Here is a 24,858-nt window from a genome sequence, read left to right on the forward strand (position 1 = left end):
CACGTTTTCGCGCCTCTTCGGCGTACGAACTAAGCCTGTTATGGCTCCGCTATCCAATCGGCTCGAACCGTTTATAAAGTTTTCAGTGGTCGAGAACATTCAGGACGTCGAGCCTCTCGCACCAGGCCGGCTTTCCAAGTAGCTCGCTCACGCTCGGCCTCGTCCTTCCCCTATCGCCGGAAACTAGCTCCTTTATGTACAGCCCGCCGTCAGTGACCAGCCGCAACTCAAAGTGCCTATCGTCAATCCACCTGGCCTCTGCCTCGTGGACCTTTTTAACCCTCACCTTGTCCGCCCGGGCATTCCTCACTCGCCAGGGAGTTCTCTGATGTATTTCAAGACCGGTCAGCTTCCTTGCCACTTCCTCTGCCTCTTCCGGAGTTACGCCTTCCTCAACCAGAACCAGTGCGAGGTACTCCTTCCGATGGTTCCTTGTGAGAACCTCTCCAGCTTCCTTTGGCGAGACGAATCTCAACCCCAAAACCTCAACCTTGCCGCTCGCGTTTATCTCCCTGGCCACCACATCGAGGTCGAATCTTCTTTTCTTTGGCCTCTTCATCTCGACTATGAAGGGCCTGCCATTGCCCAGGGTTCTAACATCGACGTCTTCCCTGCCGGCACCCTTAAAGATACACTTTCCTCCACTGACCCGTGAAAAGGCACGACAGATTATCGAGGCGACGCTGTCTTCGAAATCGGGAAGGGGTGTCTGGGGAATCCCCCTGACGAGCTTTCTGTAGCGGCCGTAGACGTATACGGGATTGATTTGAAGTTCAACTTTTCCGGAGAACGGCTCGACGATGAAAACGACGTCCGGGTTCTTCGCGGTGTCCTTACCCATCACCCTGCCGAAGGCCTTGCCGAGTTCCCTGTTGAACTCCCTGTTAATCGGCTCGGCTGTTTCGATTCCAAACTCCTCCCAGATGGCCTTTTCCCTCTCCCTTATCTCCTCTGGAAAGCGCGAGCCGACGAAGAAGGTCTCGAACTCAAAACCCTCGCTGGCCTCTCTCATTCTCTCAACAAGCTCTGGAACCCTTTCAAAAACGTTCCAACAGAGCTCACACTCCGCGGGTTCATCAACGGGAGGTAATCCTTTAGCGGAGCGCTCCATGTTGATGACGAACCTTATCGCCCTTCCACGCTCCTCGTTCGTCCCCTTTCCGAGCTTAGCAAAGAGCCTGCCGAGGCAGTGGTCGCAGAGGTTGTGAGATTCCAGAACCCTTTCAGCATCTTCGGTTATCATGCTCTCACCCTAAGATTTATATCCCGCGAACTCGAATGGTCTCGCGATGATGACTCGAAGGCAGAGGATAATAAAGCTTTTGGAGGAAAGAGATTATTCTCCTGGGGAGCTGGCACTGGCGCTAGAGCTTAAGGGCAGGGGGGCAAGGAGGGCCATCATAGAAGACCTGAAGGTCGTACAGAAAATCCTCAAGCGCGAGGGCAAGGTGCTTCTCATCAAACCTGCCGAGTGTCGGAAGTGCGGATTCGTTTTTAGGCCCGAAATAAACGTTCCCTCCCGCTGTCCCCGTTGCAAGAGTGAGTGGATCGAGGAGCCGAGGTTTAAGATTGAACACAGATAATTGCCATTCCGACAAAATTTTTAGCCAAGTTGGGGAAATTTTCGTCACCTGTTCAGCCCGAAGGTTTATATTTGGTGACCTCCAGTTTAGGGCGGAGGGAGAGCTATGCGCAAAGTCGAGAGGTTTATGGAGGAGAAAGGCCTTGAAGTCGGAGATTACGTCCGGATAATCGAAAAGGAGAACGGTAACACGAGTGTCTACGAGGGCGTCGTGATGAACCCCTACGAGCTCTCCAGCGGTGAAACGCTCACGCTGAAGCTCGACAACGGCTACAACATAGGAATCCTCGTGGACCAGATTCAGGAGATCGAGATAATCGAGAAGGCCAGACCGCTGGAAAAGGTCAAGTTCGAGGAGGTCTTCCCCAAGAAGCCGGGCCTCCCCAACGTCACCATAATCGGAACCGGCGGGACGATAGCGAGCAGGATAGATTACAAGACCGGAGCGGTTCACCCGGCTTTCACTGCGGAGGAGCTGGCCAAGGCGGTTCCGGAGATATTCGAGATCGCCAACATAACCCCCAGACTACTCATGAATATTCTCAGCGAGGACATGAAGCCGGAGTACTGGATAAGGATAGCCCACGAGGTCGCTGGAATGCTGAACAGCGGTGAGGACGGCGTTGTAATAGCGCACGGAACGGACACTATGGCGTACACCGCCTCGGCATTGAGCTTCATGCTCAGGGACCTCGGCAAGCCTGTTATCCTGGTCGGCGCCCAGAGGAGCTCGGACAGGCCGAGCAGCGATGCCGCGATGAACCTGACCTGCTCTGTGAGAATAGCAACCGCGGACTTCGGAGAAGTCGCAGTGGTAATGCACGGCGAGACCGGAGACACCTACTGCCTGGCCCACCGCGGGACCAAGGTACGGAAGATGCACACCAGCAGGAGAGACGCCTTTAGGAGCGTAAATGATATCCCTATAGCCAAGATATGGCCAGAAGGCGAGATAGAGTTCCTGCGGAAGGATTACCGGCATAGAACCGAAAGCGAGGTCTGGGTGGACGACGAGATGGAGGAGAAGGTAGCCCTCATCAAGGCATTCCCTGGAATGAGCGCTGAGATAATAGACTTCTTCGTGGACAAGGGCTACAAAGGCATAGTCATAGAGGGAACGGGTCTCGGCCACGTGCCAACCTATGTGATAGACTCGATAAGGCGCGCCACCGAGGAAGGCGTCACTGTCTGCATGACGAGCCAGTGCCTCTATGGCAGGGTGAACCTGAACGTCTATTCCACAGGAAGGAGGCTTCTCAAGGCTGGAGTCATTCCGTGCGAGGACATGCTACCGGAGACGGCCTACGTCAAGCTGATGTGGGTCCTCGGCCACACCGACGACCCCAGGGAAGTGCGCGAGATGATGCTGACGAACTACGCCGGCGAGATAACCCCCTACACGAGGTTCGATACCTTCCTGAGGTGATGACGATGGCTGACAAGTTCAACTATCAGGAACTCGGCCTCAAGGTTGGTCTCGAGATACACAGGCAGCTCGACACCAAGAAGCTGTTCTCACCCGTACCGGGCGAGTTCAGCGACGAGGTTGACTTCACTTTCAGGAGGAGACTCAGGCCCACGATAAGCGAGCTGGGAGAGATAGACCCGGCGGCTCTCGAGGAGTTCAAGAAGGGGAGGACGTACATCTATGAGGGCAACTACGAACTCACCGACCTCGTCTACATGGACGAGGAACCGCCCCACATGCCCGACGAGGAGGCACTCAAGGTCTCCCTCCAGATAGGCTACCTCCTGAACGCCACTCCCGTTGATGAGGTTCACTTCATGCGCAAGATAGTCATAGACGGCTCCAACGTCTCCGGCTTCCAGAGGACCGCGATAATAGCCATGAACGGAAGGGTCGATACGCCGTGGGGGAGCGTTGGCATTCCGACGATATGCCTTGAGGAGGACGCCTGCAGGATAGTCGAGAGGAAGGACAAGGAGGTAATCTACCGCCTCGACCGCCTCGGGATCCCGCTCGTCGAGATAAGCACCACCCCGGACATACACCACCCCGAGCAGGCGAAGGTCGTGGCCAAGTACATAGGCGACGCGCTCAGGGCGACGAGGAAGGTGAAGCGCGGCCTCGGAACGATAAGGCAGGACCTCAACGTCTCCATCAAGGGTGGGGCCAGGGTCGAGATCAAGGGTGTCCAGGAGCTGGACATGATACCGCTCATCATCGAGAGGGAAGTGGAGAGGCAGCTCAACCTCCTCAAAATCAGGGACGAGCTTAGGGCAAGGGGAGCAAAGCCCGAGGATATAAAGGAGGAGTTCCACGACGTCACCGATGTCTTCCAGAACACCGGCTCGAAGATAATAGCCGGGACGATAAAGAGGGGGGGTAAGGTTCTCGCGGTTAAGCTTCCGAAGTTCCGCGGGCTCATAGGCAGGGAAATCCAGCCGGGAAGAAGGCTCGGCACCGAGATGGCCGACAGGGCCAAGAAGTACGTCAGGGGCATCTTCCACATTGACGAATTACCGAACTATGGAATTACAGAATTAGAGGTTAATGCGGTTATCGAGAAACTTGGCCTCGGCGAGGAAGACGCGTTCGTTCTCGTTGCTGCAGAGGAGGAAACCGCCAAGAAGGCCCTGCGTGAAGTCATAACGCGCGCCAGGGAAGCCATCGAGGGCGTTCCCGAGGAGACGAGGAGGGCCCTGCCCGACGGAAACACCCAGTACATGCGCCCGCTCCCGGGCAAGGCGAGAATGTACCCGGAAACCGACATACCGCCGATACTGATAACGCGTGAGATGAAGGGGGAAATCCTTTCAAACCTGCCCGAACTTCCGCAGGAAAGGATCGAACGCTACGTGAGGGATTACAAGATAGACAGAAGCCTGGCCGAAACGCTGGTCAGCGACGAGCGCGATGAACTCTTCGAGGAACTCGTGAAGAAGGGCGTCAAGCCCTCGCTGGCGGCTTCGATACTCGTGGTCGTTCTCAAGGGCCTCAGGAAGGAGGTTCCAATCGAGAACATAACCGACGAGCACATCAGGGAGGCCTTCGAGCTGTACCTCAACGGGAAGATAGCCAAGGAGGCCTTCGAGGAGATATTCAAGGAGCTTGCGAAGAACCCGGAGAAGAGCGCCGCCCAGGTCGCTGAGGAGAAGGGCCTGACGCTCCTCAGCGAGGAGGAGGTCGAGAGGATAATCGATGAGGTAATCCAGCAGAACATCGAGGTCATCAGGGCCAAGGGAATGGGTGCAATGGGAATGGTAATGGGAAGAGCGATGGCGAGGCTCCGCGGGAGGGCCGACGGAAAGCTCGTCAGCTCGCTCGTGAGGAAGAAGATTCAGGATTTGGTGACCACGTGAATTCTTGGCATTTTCTTTTTAACCTTTCACAAACAGCCGAAGAAAACTGCGTTGATGCGGGAGTAGGAGGAATAAAATGGGTCAGAGCATCGGCTCCTCTTCACCTTTCAGAGTGAGGGAAATATCTCATCATTCCCAGTCCACCTTTTCATCAACCCTTTAAAAGGCTGCCCTATACTCCCCTTCAGAGGGGGAGAAGAGAAGGCGAACTCAAAGTTCCAGCTCCTCCCGGTATTTCCTCAGTTCCCTCTCCATTATCCTCCTCGCCTGCTCCTCGACCATCGGTTTTACAAGCTCTATGACGCGCTTCTTGAGTTCATCGAGGCCTTCACCGGTCAGCGCTGAAATTCTCAGCGGTTCCAGCCCCCTGGCCCTTACAAAGTCCTCCACCTGCTTAACCTTTTCCTCGTCCGCTATGTCCACCTTGTTGAGGACCACAATGAAGGGGAACTCCCCGAACTCTTTGTGTATCTCCTCGAAAAGATGCATCTGTTCCTCTATCGGGAAGCCGCAATACTCGCTGGGGTCGAAGATGTAGACGATGACCTTTCCAAGGTGCTTCAAGGCCAGAATCGCCTGCCTCTCGACCTCGTTTCTCTCGCTCAGCGGCCTGTCGAGAAGGCCGGGGGTGTCTATGACCTGGTACTTTAGGTAGTGCTCCTCGAACTGGCCGACGTTTATACCCTTGGTGGTGAAGGGGTAGCTCGCCACTTCGGGCCTCGCGTTGGTCAATGCCCTCAAAAGCGTGCTCTTTCCAACGTTGGGGTGTCCGGCTATGACGACGGTCGGAAGCTCCAGATCAACGACCGGCAAATCCTTCAGCACGTTCCTGGCCTGGTTGAGGTACTCGAGATCGTCGGATATGTCCCTGAGTACGTCCGCAACACGGCCGTAGAACTGCCTCCTCAGCCTGGCTATCTCTTCCGGGTCTCGCTCGTACCTTATCTTCTCGACGTAGCGCTGTTCAAGGTTGCGTATCGTCTTTATCGCCCAGTTCACGTGAGCCAGGGAACGGTGGAACTGGTCCCTGTCCACGAGGGTGTCCACCAAATCCTGGTAGAACCTCGGAAGCGTTGAGACACCAGGGGTCCTATCGAGTATCTTTCTCAGGTTGTCGCGTATCACGTTGGAGACAGTCCTTACCCTCAGCTCCTCCCTCTGCCTCGCCTTGGCCCTTGCACTCCCCTTGGGTGTGAATGCTGAAGCGGCCCTTTCGGCCCTCCGGAAGGCCTTATCGATGAGTTCATCAGCGGTAAGGACTGTTGGCATCTTTTCAAACGGGTTCCTCATCTCTCTCACCTCTCCTTTCTCTCGCGGTGCTTAGCTTTTCAGCCGGGTATTTAAAGGTTCGCTAAAGCTCGATGGTCTTGCCGACGTGGAGTGGTTCTATCTTTCCACCAAGTTTTGCCTTTAAGTAGGCGTAGGAATCGATGCCCGTGCAGTGGCCAGCGTAGAGCTTTTCGACGTCCAGGTTCTCCACAACGTCGTCCAGCAGTTTTCTATCTGCACCGATGAGATGAAATCCTCCAACGAGGGCTTTGATTGGCTTTCCAGTAATCGTGGAGGCGTGTCTGGTGATGTTCAAAATGCCGGAGTGGCCGCAGCCCGTAACAACTGCCACGCTTTCGCCGAGGTCTATTATAAGCGCGATATCGTCCGGCACCCTGTCCTTCCGCAGCTCACCGCCCCTTTCAACATAGCCCACAGCCCTGTCCCACTCGAGCCTGGGAATTTCCCCGGAGCTCCAGAGGCCAGGCGCGAACTCGAACGGCTCGCTTTTCAGGACGAACTCTGCCCCGAGTTCCTCCAGCTCTTCCCTGGTGAAAGGTATTCCAATCTGCCTTGGGTGGGGCTTCAGCGCTATTCTTCGCCTAAACATCTCCGGGTGGCCTATTACCCCTATTCGTCTCCCCCGCGCCCTCAGAAACTCCTTCAGCCCGCCCGTGTGGTCGTAGTGGCCGTGCGTTATGAAAACGTAGTCCATCTCGTCCGGCGCTATCCCAAGCTTCTCCATGTTGTTCAGTAGAACCCGTCCCTCCGTCCCGGTGTCCACGAGAACTTTAACGGCGTCGTGCTCCACCAGGACGGAGAATCCATGGGAGCCGAGGAGTCCCTTCCTGAATCCTGAGTGGTTTTCGTAGAGCACGGTTAGCCTCATCTAAGATCCCTCGAAAAGTTTATGTTTCGGGCCGTTTAAATCCTTTCGTGATTGCCATGGTATCCCCTGTGGATTATGTTGCACCGCTGATTTCAGGAATCGTCATCGCTCTCACCTCTTGGCTACCTGTGGGGCTGGAAGGACAGGTGATCGGCTCTATACTTGACTCAGTGACCCCGGACCATTCCAGCTACCTCGTCCCAGCGTACCTTGGTACCACCTTCGCAGTCTTCTTCTACTTTAGGGACTACATCGCCTTGGGTTCGGGCAACGCGCTCAGAAAGCGCTTCGATTCTGACATGCTGTACTTCGTCTACGCCTCCCTCTTCACACTCCTCATCGGTTACCCCCTCCTTCGGACCTTTTCCAATGAAATCAGCCCGGCCGGTTCGGATATGGTGAACGCGTTAGTGGGCCTTTTACTGGTTCTCCTTGGCCTCTTCACGGGAGAAAAGGTGCCATTTGAGAAGGTGGCGGGCATTATGAGGGAGCGTGAGGACGAAGCAACCCTTGTGGATTCGGTTTTATCGGGCGTAGCCCAGGGAGTTGCGGTTGTCGGTGGGCTTTCCAGGAGCGGTCTGGTGATGCTCGGCTTGGCGAGCACGGGTGTCAGCTTAAAGAAGGCCCTCGAGCTGAGCTTCCTCGTGGCCCCGGTTTACATCGTCCTCAAGCTCGCCTTTGTCGGGAACGGGGAACCGGGCCTTTCAGTGGCCTTTTTCTTCACGGCGTTCCTGTCAGCATTTGCAGTCAGCATAATCACTATGAAGCTTCTCATAAAGCTGGCCGAAGATACGGACAGACGGACGTTCCTGGTCCTGTTTGGGTTGATTGCCATAGCCGTCTATCTGATGGGGGTGATTGCGTGAAGGGTGTAATCCTCGCTGCCGGAAAGGGTGAAAGGCTTCGTCCGCTTACCGACGACAGGCCTAAGGTCGTACTTAAGGTCGCCAACAGGCCGATAATCGAGTACGTTCTTGAAAACCTCGACCCCTTCGTGGACGAGTTCATAATCATTGTCCGCTATCAAAAGGAGAGGCTGATTAGGGTTATTGGCGACGAGTTCAACGGGAAACCAATAACCTACGTGGAGCAACTGCCCGGCGAGGGCACGGCGAAGGCCATCGAGTCCGCCAGGGAGCAGGTCGGCAACGAGGAGTTCATAGCGGCCAACGGCGACATATACTTTGAAATCGATGGTGTCAAGGAGCTGATAAGCGCCTTCAGGCGAGAGAAGGCGGACGCAGCGGTTCTTGTCAAGGAGTTCGACGACTTGAGCCACTTCGGCAGGATAGAGGTGGACGGCAACAGGGTGACGGCGGTCAGGGAAAAGCCCGGGAAGGTTTCTGGCTACGCTAACCTGGGTGTCTACATTTTCAAGCCGGAGGTGTTTGAGTTCATAGAAAGGACCCCCCTAAGCGCCAGGGGGGAGTACGAGATAACCGACACCCTCAACCTCATGATCGAGGCCGGGAGAAAGGTAACCTACGCCGTCTACCCCGGCTACTGGAACGACGTCGGCAGGCCGTGGAACCTGCTCGAGCTCAACGAGTACCTCCTGAAGAACAAGCTGAGGCACGAGATAAGGGGCATCGTGGAGGAGGGGGCAACGATAGTGCCCCCCGTTGAGATAGGAGAGGGTACGGTGGTGAGGAGTGGGGCCTACATAGTCGGACCGGTGAAGATTGGAAAGAACTCGAGAATCGGCCCGAACTGCTTCATAAGGCCCCACACGAGCATAGGCGACAACTGCCACGTCGGCAACGCCGTGGAGATTAAGAACTCCATCATAATGGACAACAGCAACGCACCCCACCTCAACTACGTCGGCGATTCAATAATCGGCGAGAACACCAACCTGGGGGCTGGAACCATCACCGCCAACCTGAGGCACGACAGGGGCAACGTAAAGGTCGAAATCAAGGGTAAGCTTGAGGACAGCGGCAGGCACAAGCTCGGTGCGATAATAGGGCACAACGTGAAGGTTGGTATCAACGTCAGCATATACCCTGGCAGGAAGATAGGGAGCGGATCGTTCATAGGGCCGGGAGTCGTGGTGGACGTGAACGTCCCGCCACGCAGCCTGGTGGTTGTCAAGCAGGATAAGGAGGTACGAAAGCTTTGAACGTGGTCTACGCCATTAACCTTGTTTCCCGGCTAATACTCTTGCTCGTAGCCGCATATAAATCAAAGAAGGAAAGCAGCGGGGGCTGGCTTATAATTACTGCATCATTCCTGCTGGCGGCGTTCAGCACAGAGGAGCTTCTCCTGAAGCCGTTAGGGTTGAATCTCCTCCAGCCAGCGGCGTTTGTACTGGATATGGTAAACACTTCCCTCCAGGGAGTCCTTCTCATATTGGCCGCCGCTCATCTGGCCCCAACTTCTCCGGAGAGGAGAATGAGGATCTCTGCGATCTCCCTGCTGGCGGGTATGGTTGCCTACCTGTGGATAGTAATTACCAACGCCAGTCCCATGGACGGCAGCTTTACCATTAAAACCCTTGGCCCCCTTATGATCTATGCAGTCGGCTATATCTACATGGGATTAACACTTTACAGACACGTGGTGTCAAGGAGTTCCTGGCAGGTTCTTTTCCCCCTGGGAATGGTTCTCCTGGGACTCTTAAATGCCACCTATCCCGTTACTGCCACGTGGGAGTGGTTTGTCCCGTACGGATTCCTCCTGGGAACCATCTTCAGGGGAATCATGGCAGTGGGGGCATTGAACTTTATTGTGTGGCCTAAAATATCAATAAAGCCCGCGGGAAACGTTGAAATTCCAAGGGGAGTTTTTATGTATCCCTCAATAACAACGGCCTCTAGGGCCATTGGCAGGCTTGAGGAGATCCCAGACCTAGTCCTTGTAACAAGGAGGGGTCTGGACTCTATTAAAACCACAGTCCACAGGGATTCACTTGTCTTCTGGATCACCCGAGTAACCGAAGGTGAACTGTCTCAGTCACCCATGGTTTATGCGATAGCGCCCACGAAGATAGGAATACTGACGGATCTCATAGCCGGTGCTCTCAACAGGGGATACCGGGTTGTGATGGTTGAGGCTGTGGAGTACCTTATAATCGAGAACGGCTTTGATAACGTCTTGAAGTTTCTCCTCAATTTGAAGGACCGGGTGATACTGAGTGGGGGAACAATGATCCTAGTGGTGGATCCAGGAGCGTTAGAAAGGCACCAGCTGAAAATTTTGGAAAGGGAATTCAATATGGGGTGAGTTCACCCCAGTCCCAGTTTTTCTATGAACCTCTTGTAGTAGCGGGTGTCCTTCTCCAGTTCAGCCTTCTGAAGGACCTGCCTCTCTATAGCCCTCAGGGCGTCGTGGACCGCCTGTATGGCCCCCCAGGTCTCCCCGGTGGCCACGAATACACCCCTGTCCGTGACAACGCGCATCCTGGCCTGGTAGAGGTGCACGCCCCTGAACTTCTCGGGGAAGCGCCGTATGTGGAGGTAGATTATGCCCTCCTGGCCGAGAAGGTCCTCGTATCCATCTACGAAGCGCCTGACGTCCTCGATTATCCTCCCCCTCGTGAAGTCGCTGAGTATGGCCGCGTCGCCGCCGAGCTGCAGGTAGAAGCGGGCCTCCTTCTCGGTCATCTTCGAGATTGGCAGGAGCAGGTCCTTGACCGTGAGGATCCCGACTACCTTGTTGTTCTCGTTTACCACCACGAGGCCGTCTATGTCGTTGTCCTTCATCGTCGCGACGGCTTCCCTGACGCTTGCGTCCGGCAGGATCGTTATGACGCCCCTTATCATAACGTCCCTGAGGGGCATGCTGAAGGGCGGTATCTTCTCGCCCGCCACCTCACCGGCCTGGGCCCTGAAGCGGGGCTTGATGAAGCGGATTATCAGGTCGTGGAGCGTGACGAGACCCTCGAGCTTGCCCTCCTCGTTCACTATGGGTATCCTCGATATCGCGTGGTCGCGCATCGTTGCCAGGGCCTTCGCGACGGTGTCCCCGGGCTTTAGCGTTATGACGTCCTTGGTCATGAACTCCTCGACTTTCTTCTTCCCGAACTCCCCCTCGGCGACCCTCTCCAGGAGGGCCACGTCGTTTATGACACCGATGATTTCAGCCTTGCTCTCCCCGACGGGGAGGGAGCGGAGATCAACCTCCATCATAAGCTTGGCAGCCTTGCTAAGGTCCTCGTTAGGCTTGATAACGGGTGCGGGCTTGTAAACGTCCTTAACCTTGGCCTTGGTAGGATCCCACTTGAGGTGGGAGCGTATTATAAGGTCCTGGGTCAGGACTCCCTTGTACAGGTTCCCATCGAAGACCAGAATTAGGTCAGGGTCCTCCTTCTCGAAGATGCCGATGGCCTCAGAAAGGGGGGCGTCGATGTCGATTTTCTGGAACCTGTCGGTCATAACTTCCTGCACAAGAATACCGACCATGCTGTCACCTCCTTCAATTTTAATAGGGCACCCATCAATTTAAACCTTTTCAACCCAGGAAGTTTTAGTAACCTTGGCTTAATAAATTTTTCGCGGAAAGATTTATAAAACCGGTGCGCGAACCAAAGACCGCGCCGGGGTAGCCTAGCCTGGGAAGGCGCGGGACTCGAGATCCCGTGCGCTCTGCGCACCAGGGTTCAAATCCCTGCCCCGGCGCCATTCAAACTGCCGAGCCCGCGAGGGGTTCCTACCCTTCCCCACCCTCTCCAAAACTCCACGTAGAAGCGCGGGACTTGAGATACGGTACCATTTTCTGAGGCTGATAAAAGAGAAAGAGAGATCACGTTGTTATGTATGCCCCGTCCTTCTCGACTATGACGGTGTGCTCGAACTGGCTGACCAGTCCTCCCCGAACCTCGCGTAGGATTGGATAGCTGTACACCGCTCCCACCTTGTCGAGCTGGGCCAGCGCTAACTTCAGTTGCCCCTCAGGCATAAAGTCCTGAAGCCAGCGGTAGGCGAAAGGAAGCGTTTTGTACTCCCTCTTTATGTGCACGAGCAGCCTTCTTGCCTGGGCCATTCTCACGGGCCTATCGCGGACGTACATGAATATGAGTGCCGGAGGAACCTCTATGACCTGGCCGGCCCCGGTGGTTGCGAAGGGTTCGATGGCTATGACGTCGCCCTCCTTTAGCTCGTAACTGTCCGCGGGGCGGTAGATGTTCGGTATGCTTATCCCCGCGTGGAGCTTGTAGCGCTCTATCTTGTGGCCGCTCAGGTTCACTATCGGGTTAAAACCTTTCCCTCTGATGGTCTCTTCGATGGCCTTTCCGAGTTCACTTATCCTTACCCCCGCCCGGACGGTGGCTATGGCGTTCTCAAGGGCCTCTTTAGCCGCTTCCATCAGCTCGTCTGGCTCCATGCCCACGCGGTAGGTAACGGCGGTGTCGGCTATGTAGCCATTGACGTGAACACCGAGGTCTATCTTGAGGTAGTCGCCTTCCCGGAGAACCGTCTCGTCCCCCCTGTACGGCGTGTAGTGGGCGGCAATTTCGTTTATTGAGAGGTTGCAGGGAAAGGCTGGCTTTCCACCCAGCTCGACGATTCGCTTCTCCACGAACTCCGCAATGTCGTAGAGCCTTGCCCCAGGTTTTATGAGGTCTTCGACCTCCTTCTTAACCTGCCTAGCGATTTCGCCGGCCTTTATCAGCGCCTCCCTCTCTTCCACTTTTTACCACCATAACTGGCGGAGCAAACCGGCCCTTAAACCTTTCCACGGGAAAACCTTTTATTTGGTGCAGACCCTAAGCTTACGGTGGGCCTATGCTAGAGCTAGGCAAGCACATCAATATCTCCGACGATCTCTTCGTGGTCAAGAACCTCATAGGGTCAATTCTCCAGGGCGTTGGCATCGCCTACCTTCTTCCCGTGCTCATAGCCTGGTTTTATCCCGAAGAGGTAAAGTACGTGGTCTACTTCGCGATCCCTGGAACCTTCAGCGTTCTCCTCGGCGCCTGGCTGGCGAGACACATTGGTAAAATCGAGGACGTTAACCTGAGGCAGGCCATGGTATCGGCTGCCTTTACTTGGCTTTTCGCCTCTGCCATAAGCGTCGTCCCCTTCATGTTCATAGCCGACATGTCTTTCATTGACTCGTACTTCGAGAGCATGAGTGCATGGACTGGAACAGGCCTCACCATGATGACGAACCTCGAGAGCTACCCCCACATACTCCTCTTCTGGCGCGCCTGGATGCAGTGGCTGGGTGGAATAGGCATCGTCCTGGTCGCTCTCACGGTTCTCATTCGCCCCGGAGTCGCGGCGGCAAGGCTCTACCGGGCGGAGGCCAGGAGCGAGAGGATAGTGCCCAACCTCGTCAATACCTCCAAAGTCATTTTTAAGATATACCTTGGTCTTACCCTGGTGGGCGTTTACCTCTACTACATCAACGGAATGCCCCTCTTCGATGCTCTGACCCACGCGATGACCGGCCTCGGAACCGGCGGTATGAGCACCCACGACCTCAGCATAGGCTACTTCAACAGCACGGCCATCGAGGCAGTGACTATATTCCTGATGATACTGGGCGCGGTGAACTTTACAGTGCACTACAAGATGTTCGTGAGCAGGCATCTGAAGCCCTTCTTCGAGGACATTCAGGTCAGGTACATGTTCCTCTTCCTCGTTCCCGCGGTCGCGATAACGGCCTACAGCCTCTATCAGGTGGGGGATACCCTCGGAGACTCCCTCCGCCAGTCGGTCTTCCACTCCGTCTCGGCGATAACCTGTACCGGTTTTGGCATAGCGGACCTCAGCAAGTATCCAGAGCTGGGCAAGCTGATAATAGGAATACTCATGGTCATAGGTGGCGGTGCGGGAAGTACGGCCGGTGGTATAAAGCTCATTCGCGTCACCCTGATGTACGAGAGCCTAAAGTGGACCCTTCAGCAGGCCATACTGCCGAGGGGGGCGGTCATAAGGAGGAAGGTCGGCAGCTACGTCTTCACCGAGGAGGACGTTCAGGAGGTAATGAGCTTCACCATGACATACATAGCCTTCCTTCTCGTGGGAACCGTGTACACGATGATAAGAATGGGCACCAGCTTCGTGGATTCCTTCTTTGAGGTTGCATCGGCCCAGGGCAACGTGGGCCTGAGCGTAGGCATAACCTCCGCCAGCATGCCGGTGGACATGAAGATCCTCCTCATACTCCACATGTGGATAGGCAGGCTTGAGATATTCTCCACTCTGGTCTTCATAATAAGCGCCTTCTTCCTCGTCCCAAGGGTGGTGAAGAGGAAATGAAGGTAATCAGCGTCGAAGGGCTGAGCTTCAGGTATAGGAGGGCCAAAGATTACTCCCTCAGGGACGTCAGCTTTGAGGTCAAAAAGGGCGAGATGCTCGGCATAATCGGCCCGAGCGGGAGCGGCAAGTCCACCCTCTGCCTCACCCTCAACGGGATAATCCCCAACTCCATAAAGGGCGACTTCGAGGGGGACGTTATAATCCGCGACCCCCGGACGGGGGAGGAGCACAGCACGAGGGAGACGCCCGTGCCCCATCTCTCCACCGTCGTCGGTCTCGTCCTTCAGAACCCGGAGAGCCAGCTCTTCAACATGACGGTTGAGGAAGAGATAGCCTTCGGCCTCGAGAACCTAGGCCTCGACAGGAACGAGATACTGAGGCGCCTCCGCTGGGTTCTTGAGGTTACTGGTCTCAAGGGACTTGAGAAGGAGTTTCCCCCAAACCTGAGCGGGGGGCAGCAGCAGAGGCTGGCGATAGCGGCTGTCCTGGCCATGGAGCCGTCAATAATAGTCCTGGACGAGCCGACGAGCCAGCTCGACCCCGTGGGTAAGAAAGAAGTCCTTGGCTTGATTTCGCTCCTCAACAGGGAGCACGGCATAACGGTGGTTCTCGTCGAGCACCACACCGACTACGTCCTCCGCTACGCCGACAGGGTGCTGGTGATGGACGGGGGAAGGATAATCCTTGAGGGTCGTCCTGAGGAGATTGCCGAGGAGGCTGAAACTCTGAAGGGGCTTGGCGTCAAGCTTCCAGCCTCACTTGAGGTCTCCCACGAGCTCAGAAAAAGGGGCCTCCTCGATAGGCCCGCACTCACTCCTGAGGAGCTTCTCTCCAGGCTAGCACGTCCCTCACGCTGAAGCCCTCCCCCAGGAGCTCGTGCTTCAGGCCGTAGAGCTTCAGGGACAGCTCAAACCTCGCATCTGGATCCTTGACCCTCGCGGCCTCTTTAAACGCCTCCTCTACTAGTTTCAGCGCTTTCTCCCGATCCCTCTCCCCCTCAATCGAGGCCATATAATAGAGAGCCATCGCCCTGTGGAAGGGGCTTGAGACGTGCTCGAGCAGCAGTCTGGCCCTCTTTTCGTCCCCGGCTCGATAAAACGTCTCGACCAGGTGAACCAGCACCACGTCGAGCTTTTCTGGGTTCCTGACCATCTTCATAGCATAGCCCGCTTTCGCCAGCAGACCCCGCCTTACGAGCTCCATTATGATATCCCTAAGCACACTGGCGTCGTTCTCGGCCAGGTTTATCGCGGTTTTAAGTGCTAAGTCCCCGTTGAGCTCGTCCCCAAGACGGTAGAAGAGAAGGGCGATTTCCGAGAGGAGAATCGCACGGTGCCGTTGGACGGAGAGTCCGTTCACGGCCGGGACGAGGTTTCTGACCATTTCCCTGAGTGCTTCGAGGTCAGTCTCCCTCAGCGCCTCGGTCTTTTCCGTCTCGTCGAGGGTCTCGACTATGGAGCGTACTATCATTCTGAGGGCGAGGAAAAGGTTTGGCTCCTTCTCTAGCTCCTTCGTCAGCTCTATTGCCTCGCCTATACCGCCCTCCTTGAGGTACGCCTCTATCTCCTCGAGTACCTCAAGCTCCGAGCGCTTTTTCTCCCGGCTGCGGGATTTGAAGAACTCATCAAGCTTACCCATTTCACCTCCCTTCGAGCAGGAGTTCGAGGTACGAGCGCCTCTCAAAGCGCTTCACTCCAAGCTCGCGGAGTATCTCCTTCAGCCGCTCAACGGTCTCGACAACACTTTTCTCGTCCTCGGCGAGGGCCTCTATCTCCACGAACTTCCCCAGGCCCTCAACCTCGTCAAGGGCTATGACGATGCCCTTGTCCACGTAGTACTTCTCCCTGACCTTCTCGACGGTTAAAACCTCCCGAAAGCCCAGGCTGGTCAGTATCTCCGTGTGCTTGTCGGGATCGCTGATGGGTACCTCTATCTCCTTCCTGGTCTTCGAGTCTGGGTCTATCTTGGGTCCCTTGTAGGTTATGAAGGCCTCGAAGTGGCCGTTGAAGCGTCTGATCCTTATGCGGAGGGCCTCGTCTGTCTCGGAAAAGTCCCTGCAGGGGTGCTGGAAGTAGGTGTCCTCGTGGTATTCCCTCCTTATCATCTCGAAGCTTTCCCTGACCCTCTCGAAGATTTCATCGTTGGCGTATCCTTTGACCTCTATCTCGATCACGCGATCACCTCCCGTGGGAAAGGAACGCTAGAACTTCCTCGATGAACTCCAGGTACTCCCCCATATCCCTGAAGGCTATCTCGTCGTTTATCAGGTCGTAGTCGTACATCAGAACCTCCCTCAGCCTGACCAGGAATATCGCCTTCTCGGCGATGTGCTCGGGAAGTATCGACCTCTCTGCCAGGCCCCTCACGGCATCGTCGTAGGAAAGGGCCCTGATGCCCTGCTCCTCGGCCAGCTCGTAAAGCCCGACAAGAACGAGACCGGTGGCAAATTCGAGTCTCTTGTAAATCCCGTCCTTTGCCAACCCCATCGCCCGGAACTCCTCGAGGGTAGGGGGCAGGGACTTCCTTATCAGCTCCACGCTCTCCAAAACTTTCTCGCCGTCCACGCCTTACACCAGTATAATTTTGGGGGTTTGGAGTATAAACTTTTCCCGTGGTCTAACCTGCTCCCGTTCCGGAAGAAAAAGTGCAAGATGAGAGAAAAAGTAGCTCACGGGGTGAGGTCCATCTCGCGAAGCTCCTCGAGGAAGTGCTTGGCGAACTCGATGGTCTTGTCTATGTCCCTGATGTCAGCTGTCTCGACCTGGCTGTGCATGTAGCGTATCGGTATGCTGAGGACTGCCGTTGCGACGCCCTCGCGGTTTATCTGCATTATGTTGGCGTCGGTTCCGGTAGGCCTCGGGCTGGCCTCGACCTGGAGCTCTATTCCGTACTTCTTGGCAACCTCGTCGGCGAAGGCGCGAACCTTGGGGTTGATGTTCGGCCCGACGTCCATGACCGGCCCACCGCCGAGCTTAGGAACGATTTTGCCCTTGTCGCCGACCTGCTTGGCGAAGGTGACGTCCATAGCTATGCCTATCTCCGGGTCTATGGCGTAGCTCGCGACGCGAGCGCCTCTCAGCCCGACCTCCTCCTGAACGCTCGCAACGAAGTATATATCAGCCTCGTGGTCCTCGACCGCTTTAGCCGCCTCTATCATCGCGTAGAGGCAAACCCTGTCGTCGAGGTAAGGAGTGGCTATCCTGTTCTCGGTGAGCTGGACGAAGGCAGGGGCGAACTCTCCAACCGTGCCAACGCGGAAGCCGAGCTCTTCAGCCTCCTCCTTGCTGTCGGCGCCAACGTCTACAACGATGGTGTCCCAGTCCGCTGGTTTTTTCCTGTCCTCTGGCTTCTGGAGGTGGGGCGGTATGTGACCGACCACTCCAAAGCGCTCGCCCTTCTCGGTGAAGAAGCGAATCCTCTGTGCCACGAGGGTTCTCGGGTCAACGCCGCCAACGGGGACGACGTGGAGGTAGCCGTTCTTGTCTATGTGGTTCACCATGACGCCTATCTTGTCCATGTGGGCCGCTATCATTATCCTCGGCCCGCTTCCCTTCTTGTGCGCTATGACGTTGCCGAGCTTGTCCACTTTAATCTCGTCCACGTGGTCTTTAAGTTCCTCGATGACGACGTCCCTAATCCCGAGGAACTCGTACCCAGAAACTCCCGGAGCCTCAACGATCTTCCTAAGCAGCTCGATGTTCACCATGGCTTTCGCCTCCTTTAGATTTCCGTCTAAATGTGTTCGGGCACCTTAATAAGGTTTGCGAAACGAAAAAGGCAAAGGATTAGCCGAGGACGACCTGGAGGTAGGCCTCCTCGCCGGGCTCGAGGTGCTCTATCTCCCAAACCACGCTTCCGTCCCTTATCTCCGCCTTCCCCTTCGTCGCCCTGACCTCAACCGCTGTGACTCCCCTCTCGAAGTGGAAGTTCTCAAGGGACTTGAGTCTGGGCGCCCTGACCTTGACGAAGTAGTAGCGGTCGAGGGTTTCCTCCTGGACGAGGGGCCTGAAAAAGGCCAGGTACGAAGTTCCGGCCAGCAGTATGCCAGAGGCAACCAATATGGCCGCGAGGGGACCGTAGTCCTTCGGCGGTTTCGGTGGGGTTGGGGTGGTTGAGGGAGCGGTGGTTGTGGTCGGGCTTGGGCTGGGGCTTGATGTCGTTGGGGTCGGCTTCGGCGGTTCCGAGGTTCTGGCGTTCACGGACGCCTCAACGTACTCGCTGCTTTCGGCGTTCAGCATTATGGTCCCGTAACCGGTTTTCTCCAGGTTTATGGCCGCCAGTCCGGAGGAATTGGTGATGGCGTAATCCTGGCCGAGCGGTCCCGATGCCTCTACCGTTATGTTGGGCACGGGTCTTCCGGTGGAATCAACCACCCTGACCAGCAGGGTCTCGTTCCTCTGCTCGTAGCTTATGAAGAGCTTTCTAACCTCCACGAAGGTCGTGACGATCCTGCCGTCGAGGTTGAGGACGATCTCGTAAGTCCCTGGCTCGCTGGTGAGGTACGAGAGGGTGCCCGATTCGTCGGTCGTGAACGGTATCCCGTTTATCCTCACGGAGATTCCGGGAACGCCGTTTCCGCTCTCGTCGTGGACGAAGACGTGTATTGCCCCGTTTCGGAAGTAGGCCTCGTAGCTCAGGTTCCTCTGAAACACCCTAAACGTTGCCGTGGTGCTCTTTGCCTTACCGCCGAAGTAGGCCCAGAGCCTGACGCTGTACTCACCGACCTGGGGCTTGGTCAGCGTGACGTTCTTGATCCAGCTCTCACCGGGGTTGAGGTATGTCGTGGTCGCGAATTCTTCCACCGTCTCCCCGTTGCGGGTTATTGTGTAACCTATCCTCCCTATTATGACCCCGTTGGCCTTCGACACCATCTTGAGAATGACGCTCACGTTGCTTCCGTAGGGGTACTCCTTCCCGACCTCTATCCCCAGCTCGTAGTCCACGAGCGTCTTCACGGTCACCGTGACCTGTGCCTCAGAGTAAACCTGCCCCACCCTGGCGACCAGGGTGAGGTTGTACTTTCCCGGAGCGGCGTTGAGTATCTTGACCGACAGGGTATCCCTGTAGGTTTCATTTGGGCCTATCGGATCCCTCACGACCTTGCTCTGGTACAGGAACCCCTCCGCCGGTCCGGTGACGTAGACGCTGACGTTCTCCAGAGTCTGGTTCCCAAGGTTCTCCAGCTGGAATGGAATTATTATCGTGTCTCCTGGAACACCGGAAAAGTCGTCGTTGAGCGGCGTGATTGAGAGGGCTACCGCGCTGGCGCGGGGCAGGATTGGAACAACCGAGATGAGCAGGAGAATAACGAGCGCGGCTCTAGCCTTCACCTTTTATCACCCCTTCAAGGGACCTCTGCCTGCCGACCACCTCATCGAATGTTAGGTAGTTCCTTGTCTGAAGGCTTACCTTATAGTTTTTGCCTCCCTTCTCCAGGTTCTCTGGATAGAAGAACCTCCAGCCGTTGTTGATGAACTTGACCGCTATGACGGCCTTTCCACCGAAGCGCTCGGCAAAGGCAGTCAGCTTCTCATAGTCCTCCTGGCTGAAGTAGAGCTTCTCCCCGTGGGTGCTCTTGACCTCTATGCAGAGGTAGACCCTTCCGTTGCCCGCTATTATATCCACCTTTTTACTGCCCGCCGAGCGAACCACGGCGAAGCCGGCCTTTTCAAGCATCTTTATGAGTTCTCTCTCGGCGCTCGCTCCTCTTCTGTACCTCATTGCACTCCCTCGAACCATCTTGCCCGGTTAGGTTTATAAGTTATGTCGAGGAGTAAAGCCCGGTGATGCTCATGGCGGTTTACGAGCTCGATGGGAAGCGGCCTAAAATTCACGAGACTGCCTTCGTCGATGAGAGCGCCTCCGTCATAGGGGACGTCGTCCTCGAGGAGAAGACGAGCGTGTGGCCGAGCGCGGTTCTGAGGGGAGATATAGAGCAGATTTACGTCGGTCCCTACTCAAACGTCCAGGACAACGTCAGCATACACACCTCCCACGGTCAGCCAACGATAATAGGGAAGTACGTCACCATTGGTCACAACGCCGTCGTCCACGGCGCCACCATCGACGACTACACCATCATAGGAATGGGTGCCGTCATACTTGACGGGGCAAAGATAGGCAAGCACGTCGTCATAGGCGCCGGCGCCCTCGTTCCGCCCGGCAAGGAGATCCCCGACTACAGCCTCGTTGTAGGTGTTCCTGGAAAGGTCGTCAGGCAGCTCAGCGAGGAAGAGATTGAGTGGACGAAGAAGAACGCCGAAATCTACGTCGAGCTGGCGGAGAAGCACCTTAAGTCAAGGAAGAAGATTGAGTGATGCTCGATGCTTTCCCGTCTTGTTTCCCATATTCCCCACATCATTTTCAAGCCCGCATACGATATGTACGAGAACTACCTCCTGGAGAAGGTTAAGGGAGGCCGCATTCCCAGTCACGTGGCAATAATAATGGACGGCAACAGGAGATGGGCACGGAAGCTCGAGAAGCCCCCCTGGTATGGCCACCTCTTCGGCTCTCAAAAGCTGGAGGAGATACTCGAGTGGTGCCGCGAGCTGGGCATAAGAACCCTCACCGTCTACGCCTTCTCCACCGAGAACTTCCGGAGAACACCTGAGGAAGTGAACGCCCTCATGAACCTCTTCGAGGAGAAGTTCAGGGAACTCCTGACGGACGAGAGGGTTCACAAGTACGGCATAAGGGTGAACGTCCTAGGAAGGAAGGAGCTGCTGCCTGAGAATGTAAGGAAAGCCGCCGAGGAGGCCGAGAGAGCAACGAGGAAGTACACCAACTACACCCTCAACATAGCCCTTGCCTACGGGGGAAGGAGCGAGATAGCCGATGCGGTGAGGGACATCGTGAAGGACGCCCTGGCCGGAAAGCTCAAGCCCGAGGACATCGACGAGGAGCTGATAAAAGAGTACCTCTACTATCCCAATATGCCAGATCCGGACATAGTCATAAGAACCGGCGGAGAGGAGAGGATAAGCAACTTCCTCCTCTACCAGATAGCCTACAGCGAGCTCTTCTTCGTTGATGTTTACTTCCCGGAGTTCAGGAAGATAGACTTCCTCAGGATTATCCGCGAGTACCAGAAGAGGCAGAGGCGTTTTGGAAGGTAGCTTTTCCAAATTGGAACCCTCTCCTCCCGGAAAGACCCTTTTTAAAATTTTCCGCTAAAGCTTATTAACGTTGGCTTCTACTTCAGCACGGTGGTGAATAATGGAGTACGGGGAACTGAGTCCCAGAATAAAGAGGGTCTACGCTCAGGTGAGGTACCTGGACGATTATCACTGGGAGATAACCGGTGACAGGATAATCGGAATACACAAGAAGAGCAACGTCCGAATCACCATAGACGTCGCAGACAACAAGGAGCACGCCGAGAAGCTCGCCGAAAACGGGGCTAACGGGATACGGATAATAGCCGTTCCAGACAAGAGCGTGTTCTACGTCCACAACGGGGCCTTCATACTAACTTACCGCTACATTAAGGCCACTCTCGCGGACATCAACGACCACATCGTGTGGAGCGGCTTTAAGGTCGTGGAGGACGGAGAAAGCCTCATTCAGGAGGACTTCTACGAGTACCTTGGGGGCGCGCTCATCAACCACATAAAGAACAACATGCTCGCCGGTCAGGACTACGTGTTCTGGCAGTTCTACAAGTGCGAAGCCTGCGGCAAGTACGTTGATGTGGAGAGCCTTGAGAGGCACCTCAAGGGACACGGTGTGAAGCACCACGAAAAGAGCGAGGAGCGCTACGAGGTCTTCGAGATAAACTTCCGGGAAGGCAAGGTCTACGACAAGTACGGTAAGGAGGTCAAGCTCGACCGGTTCAGTGAGGAGGCAAGGGACTTCCTCGATGAGATACTTGCCGGCAGACCTGCCGGGGAGTGACACCCTCACCCCCTTTTGGGGTGGGAGCATGGAAATGAACGTTCTCGACATCTTCAACCGCGACCACCTTCCGGGCTCCATCGCGGCCATAATCTACGACGCTTATTCCTCGGCGTGGAGAATACCCCTTCTGCTCCTTAACAGGGAGCTGGAGGTTGGCTACTTCGGAGTCGTGTCGAACTACACCGGCCCGCTGACGAGTCTGATCAAGAGGGCCTCCACCGTTGGGCTGGACGTTGAGAGGGCCCTCGAGAGGGGGGACTTGGCGATAATAGACCTCTTTGGAACCCGATACGGTTCAAGGATAAGCCTCCCGAACGTCTTCTACCTTGACAAGGTCGAGCCGGAAACCCTTAACCCCAAGATAAGCCACATATACGAGACCCACCTTAAAGAAGCCCTCTCCAGAAGGCCTGCGTTTCGGCTGGTCTACACCCTGGACGGCGCGGCCCTCATGCTGGGGGAGGAGAACACCCTGAAGCTCCTGAACCAGACGCTGGCCTCTCGAAGCGTTCAGCTTCCCGACTCTATACTGGTTCTTCCGATAAACAGGGACGTTGTCTCCGAGAAGTTCGTAGCCTGGGTGGCAGGGGTGAGCGACTACGTCATTCTGGCAAGATCAAGCCTCGAGGAGGACGGGCTGAGGGAGTACCTCTACGTCATCTCCGCACCCTTCGAGGACTTCGAACCGACCGCCTACACCTTCCGGGTTACGAAGATGAGGGGAACGGAAAAACTGAAGATGAAGAAGATCAGCCCCTGAACTTGGGGCGCTTGCTCAGGAGCAATGGCAGGGGCCTCGGCCTGTAGGGGAAGCCCTCGGTCTGGCTCCTTATCTCCTTGATTAGGTCCTCGAGCTGCATTTCGACCTGCCTTCCGTCGCTCCTCCTCCTGACGGTCACGGTGTTCTGCTCCTTCTCGTTCCTTCCGACGACGATTATGTATGGAACCCACTCCTTCTCGGCCTTCCTTATCTTCTTGTTGAGCCTGTCGTTGGTGTCGTCCACATCGACCCTGATCCTGGCCCCCTCGAGCTTGCCCGCGACGTAGAGCGCGTAGTCGAGGACTTCGTCACTGACAGGAATAACCCTGACCTGTATCGGGCTGAGCCAGAGCGGGAAGGAAGGTTTAACTCCCCTGGCCTGGAGCTTGGCCTGCTTCTCGAGGATTGCGTACATAACCCTCTCGATGGCTCCGCTCGGCGAGCAGTGGAGTATGAGCGGGGTTCTCTCTTTGCCCTCCTCGTCGTAGTAGGTTATGCCGAAGCGCTCGGCGTTCTCCACATCTATCTGAACGGTGCTCAGGGCTGCTGCCTTGTCGAGGTTGTCCACGAAGTTGAACTCGAACTTGAGTATGAAGTAGAAGAACCTCTGGTCCCACATCTCTATCAGGACGGGCTTGCCGATTATCTTTGCCAGCTCGACGATGAAGTCCCTGTTTTCATTCCAGAAGTCGCGGGTGAACCTTATGGCGACCTCGTAGTCGTCCGGGGTGAGACCAACTCCCCTGAGAACCTCCATGCTGAGCTTGTACTGCTTCTTGAACTCGTCCATCGCCTGTTTGAGGTCCTTAGCTACGGTGTGCATATCGGGCATCGTGAAGGCCCTGAGCCTTCTCAGGCCTGAAAGCTCGCCGCTCTTCTCGCGCCTGAAGGAGTAGCGGGTAAGCTCGTACATTCTGAGCGGCAGGTTGCGGTAGCTTATGGTGGCGTCCTTCTTTATGAGGAACTGGCCGAAGCAGGCAGCGAAGCGGAGGAAGAACTTCTTGTCGCCGCTCTTTACGACGTACTGCCTCGCCGGGAAGCGGTTGAGGTACTTCTCGAGCGCAGGGTGCTCGAAGTCGTACATTATCGGCGTCTCGACCTCCATCGCGCCGTACTCTATGACCTTCTCGGTGACGTACTGCTCGAGGAGCCCCTTGATGAGCCTCCCCTTCGGGTAGTAGCGTAGATTACCGCCGTCGCTTCCCGGTTCGTAATCGACGAGCTCGTGCTCGAGCATGAGCTTAACGTGCGGCGGCTCCCTGTCGGCTATCCTGTTCTTGGCTATCTCGTAGTTGGCGAACTTCCTGAGGTTTTCATGGCCGGTGAAGTCGAACTTGTCCACCTCAACGAGCTCACCCTCGGGGGTGAGCACGTACCAGTAGCTCTTCAGCTCCTCCTCCTTCTCAAGGGCTATGTTGCGCTCCTCCCTGCTGACCGCCTCGCCGCTCGGCACTATCGTCCTGCTGAGTTCAGCGAGCGGGTGGCCCTTGCAGCTCAGCCTGAACGCCTTGTAGTAGCCGAAGGGCGCGCGCTTGACCTCAAAGCCCTCCTCTCTAAGCCTCTCCTCAATCCTCTGAAGAACCTTCAGTGCCACGTCGGGCTTTGCCAGCTCACTGCTGAGGTGGGCGAAGGGATAGACGAATATCCTCTCGGCCTTGACTTGCTCTGCAACGCTCTTTATCTCCTCGACAGCCTTCTCGACGACCTCGTCGGGGTTGGTCTCGTCGATTTTCTCAACGCTCATGAAAACCGCCAGAACCTCATCGAGCCTACCCTTCCTCTGCTCCTCGCTTATCGGCTCCGGGTTCTTCAGTGCCTTGTCCTTGACCTCGTACTCAAGGTAGTCCGAGTGTATCAGAAGCATTCTCATCTTTAACCACCACTGAGAAGGTGTGGCTTGGCATTATTAAGGTTTTCTTCATGTTGT

General features: G+C 55.9%; 24 protein-coding genes and 1 tRNA gene. 13 read left to right on the plus strand and 12 right to left on the minus strand.

Annotation, left to right across the window (positions count from 1 at the left end):
- Window positions 1-82 precede the first annotated feature (82 nt).
- Entirely contained in the window at window positions 83-1,243 is a 1,161-nt protein-coding gene (locus CL1_RS01430) for a tRNA pseudouridine(54/55) synthase Pus10 (RefSeq protein WP_014788137.1), read from the minus strand.
- A 46-nt stretch (window positions 1,244-1,289) separates the two neighbouring features.
- On the opposite strand from CL1_RS01430, the gene CL1_RS01435 reads away from it, so the two are divergent.
- From CL1_RS01435 to gatE, 3 genes are all read left to right on the plus strand, one after another.
- Window positions 1,290-1,583, plus strand: coding sequence for a transcriptional regulator (locus CL1_RS01435; RefSeq protein ID WP_048151726.1), 294 nt, complete (start codon window positions 1,290-1,292; stop codon window positions 1,581-1,583).
- 105 nt (window positions 1,584-1,688) lie between these two features.
- Complete coding sequence (gatD, locus tag CL1_RS01440; protein ID WP_014788138.1) at window positions 1,689-3,008, plus strand: Glu-tRNA(Gln) amidotransferase subunit GatD; 1,320 nt, start codon at window positions 1,689-1,691, stop codon at window positions 3,006-3,008.
- Between the two features lie 5 nt (window positions 3,009-3,013).
- Window positions 3,014-4,906 (plus strand): Glu-tRNA(Gln) amidotransferase subunit GatE, encoded by a 1,893-nt coding sequence (gene gatE / locus CL1_RS01445; protein WP_014788139.1) that lies wholly within the window; start codon window positions 3,014-3,016, stop codon window positions 4,904-4,906.
- Between the two features lie 210 nt (window positions 4,907-5,116).
- On the opposite strand, the gene CL1_RS01450 is transcribed toward gatE, so the two are convergent.
- On the minus strand, window positions 5,117-6,196 hold the full coding sequence (locus CL1_RS01450; protein WP_014788140.1) for an NOG1 family protein: 1,080 nt from the start codon (window positions 6,194-6,196) through the stop codon (window positions 5,117-5,119).
- 61 nt (window positions 6,197-6,257) lie between these two features.
- Window positions 6,258-7,064 (minus strand): MBL fold metallo-hydrolase, encoded by an 807-nt coding sequence (locus CL1_RS01455; protein WP_014788141.1) that lies wholly within the window; start codon window positions 7,062-7,064, stop codon window positions 6,258-6,260.
- A 56-nt stretch (window positions 7,065-7,120) separates the two neighbouring features.
- Between CL1_RS01455 and CL1_RS01460 the strand changes: the two genes are divergently transcribed.
- From CL1_RS01460 to CL1_RS01470, 3 genes are read left to right on the plus strand one after another with little or no spacing between them, the layout of a single operon-like run.
- Window positions 7,121-7,930 carry an undecaprenyl-diphosphate phosphatase gene (locus CL1_RS01460; RefSeq protein WP_014788142.1) on the plus strand — a complete coding sequence of 270 codons (810 nt, stop codon included), beginning with the start codon at window positions 7,121-7,123 and terminating at the stop codon, window positions 7,928-7,930.
- Window positions 7,927-9,186, plus strand: a complete 1,260-nt coding sequence (glmU, locus tag CL1_RS01465; protein WP_014788143.1) for a bifunctional sugar-1-phosphate nucleotidylyltransferase/acetyltransferase — start codon at window positions 7,927-7,929, stop codon at window positions 9,184-9,186. Before CL1_RS01460 ends, glmU begins: the two co-directional genes overlap by 4 nt.
- Before the next feature lie 2 nt (window positions 9,187-9,188).
- A complete protein-coding gene (locus CL1_RS01470; RefSeq protein WP_014788144.1) occupies window positions 9,189-10,289 on the plus strand; it encodes a DUF835 domain-containing protein in 1,101 nt (366 codons plus the stop codon).
- Window positions 10,290-10,291: 2 nt separating this feature from the next.
- On the opposite strand, the gene CL1_RS01475 is transcribed toward CL1_RS01470, so the two are convergent.
- Entirely contained in the window at window positions 10,292-11,467 is a 1,176-nt protein-coding gene (locus CL1_RS01475) for a CBS domain-containing protein (protein ID WP_014788145.1), read from the minus strand.
- Between the two features lie 133 nt (window positions 11,468-11,600).
- Between CL1_RS01475 and CL1_RS01480 the strand changes: the two genes are divergently transcribed.
- Window positions 11,601-11,686: transfer RNA gene (locus CL1_RS01480), tRNA-Ser, on the plus strand.
- 121 nt (window positions 11,687-11,807) lie between these two features.
- On the opposite strand, the gene map is transcribed toward CL1_RS01480, so the two are convergent.
- Entirely contained in the window at window positions 11,808-12,695 is an 888-nt protein-coding gene (gene map, locus CL1_RS01485) for a type II methionyl aminopeptidase (RefSeq protein ID WP_014788146.1), read from the minus strand.
- Window positions 12,696-12,790: 95 nt separating this feature from the next.
- Between map and CL1_RS01490 the strand changes: the two genes are divergently transcribed.
- On the plus strand, window positions 12,791-14,272 hold the full coding sequence (locus tag CL1_RS01490) for a TrkH family potassium uptake protein (RefSeq protein ID WP_014788147.1): 1,482 nt from the start codon (window positions 12,791-12,793) through the stop codon (window positions 14,270-14,272).
- On the plus strand, window positions 14,269-15,129 hold the full coding sequence (locus tag CL1_RS01495) for an ATP-binding cassette domain-containing protein (protein WP_014788148.1): 861 nt from the start codon (window positions 14,269-14,271) through the stop codon (window positions 15,127-15,129). Before CL1_RS01490 ends, CL1_RS01495 begins: the two co-directional genes overlap by 4 nt.
- Here CL1_RS01495 and CL1_RS01500 read toward each other — a convergent pair.
- From CL1_RS01500 to hjc, 6 genes are all read right to left on the minus strand, one after another.
- The gene (locus CL1_RS01500; protein ID WP_014788149.1) at window positions 15,083-15,910 is read right to left on the minus strand and encodes a hypothetical protein; all 828 of its coding nucleotides are present in this window, start codon (window positions 15,908-15,910) and stop codon (window positions 15,083-15,085) included. The genes CL1_RS01495 and CL1_RS01500 overlap by 47 nt on opposite strands.
- 1 nt (window position 15,911) lies before the next feature.
- The gene (gene cyaB, locus CL1_RS01505) at window positions 15,912-16,445 is read right to left on the minus strand and encodes a class IV adenylate cyclase (protein WP_014788150.1); all 534 of its coding nucleotides are present in this window, start codon (window positions 16,443-16,445) and stop codon (window positions 15,912-15,914) included.
- Between the two features lie 4 nt (window positions 16,446-16,449).
- A complete protein-coding gene (locus CL1_RS01510; RefSeq protein WP_014788151.1) occupies window positions 16,450-16,836 on the minus strand; it encodes a HepT-like ribonuclease domain-containing protein in 387 nt (128 codons plus the stop codon).
- Window positions 16,837-16,940: 104 nt separating this feature from the next.
- The gene (locus tag CL1_RS01515) at window positions 16,941-17,978 is read right to left on the minus strand and encodes a lysyl aminopeptidase (RefSeq protein WP_014788152.1); all 1,038 of its coding nucleotides are present in this window, start codon (window positions 17,976-17,978) and stop codon (window positions 16,941-16,943) included.
- Between the two features lie 79 nt (window positions 17,979-18,057).
- Entirely contained in the window at window positions 18,058-19,602 is a 1,545-nt protein-coding gene (locus CL1_RS01520) for a COG1470 family protein (RefSeq protein WP_014788153.1), read from the minus strand.
- Window positions 19,592-19,993, minus strand: a complete 402-nt coding sequence (gene hjc / locus CL1_RS01525) for a Holliday junction resolvase Hjc (protein ID WP_014788154.1) — start codon at window positions 19,991-19,993, stop codon at window positions 19,592-19,594. Before hjc ends, CL1_RS01520 begins: the two co-directional genes overlap by 11 nt.
- A 71-nt stretch (window positions 19,994-20,064) precedes the next feature.
- On the opposite strand from hjc, the gene CL1_RS01530 reads away from it, so the two are divergent.
- The 4 genes from CL1_RS01530 (at window position 20,065) to CL1_RS01545 (ending at window position 22,931) form a co-directional block, all read left to right on the plus strand.
- Window positions 20,065-20,589 (plus strand): gamma carbonic anhydrase family protein, encoded by a 525-nt coding sequence (locus tag CL1_RS01530; protein WP_048151731.1) that lies wholly within the window; start codon window positions 20,065-20,067, stop codon window positions 20,587-20,589.
- Window positions 20,590-20,595: 6 nt separating this feature from the next.
- Window positions 20,596-21,390, plus strand: a complete 795-nt coding sequence (gene uppS / locus CL1_RS01535; protein WP_014788156.1) for a polyprenyl diphosphate synthase — start codon at window positions 20,596-20,598, stop codon at window positions 21,388-21,390.
- A gap of 100 nt (window positions 21,391-21,490) precedes the next feature.
- A complete protein-coding gene (locus CL1_RS01540; protein WP_014788157.1) occupies window positions 21,491-22,168 on the plus strand; it encodes a hypothetical protein in 678 nt (225 codons plus the stop codon).
- Window positions 22,169-22,196: 28 nt separating this feature from the next.
- Window positions 22,197-22,931 carry a hypothetical protein gene (locus tag CL1_RS01545; RefSeq protein WP_048151734.1) on the plus strand — a complete coding sequence of 245 codons (735 nt, stop codon included), beginning with the start codon at window positions 22,197-22,199 and terminating at the stop codon, window positions 22,929-22,931.
- On the opposite strand, the gene CL1_RS01550 is transcribed toward CL1_RS01545, so the two are convergent.
- The gene (locus CL1_RS01550; protein WP_014788159.1) at window positions 22,921-24,801 is read right to left on the minus strand and encodes a threonine--tRNA ligase; all 1,881 of its coding nucleotides are present in this window, start codon (window positions 24,799-24,801) and stop codon (window positions 22,921-22,923) included. The two genes, CL1_RS01545 and CL1_RS01550, sit on opposite strands and share 11 nt — an antisense overlap.
- Between the last annotated feature and the right edge of the window lie 57 nt (window positions 24,802-24,858).

Source organism: Thermococcus cleftensis (assembly GCF_000265525.1).
GTDB classification, from domain to species: domain Archaea; phylum Methanobacteriota_B; class Thermococci; order Thermococcales; family Thermococcaceae; genus Thermococcus; species Thermococcus cleftensis.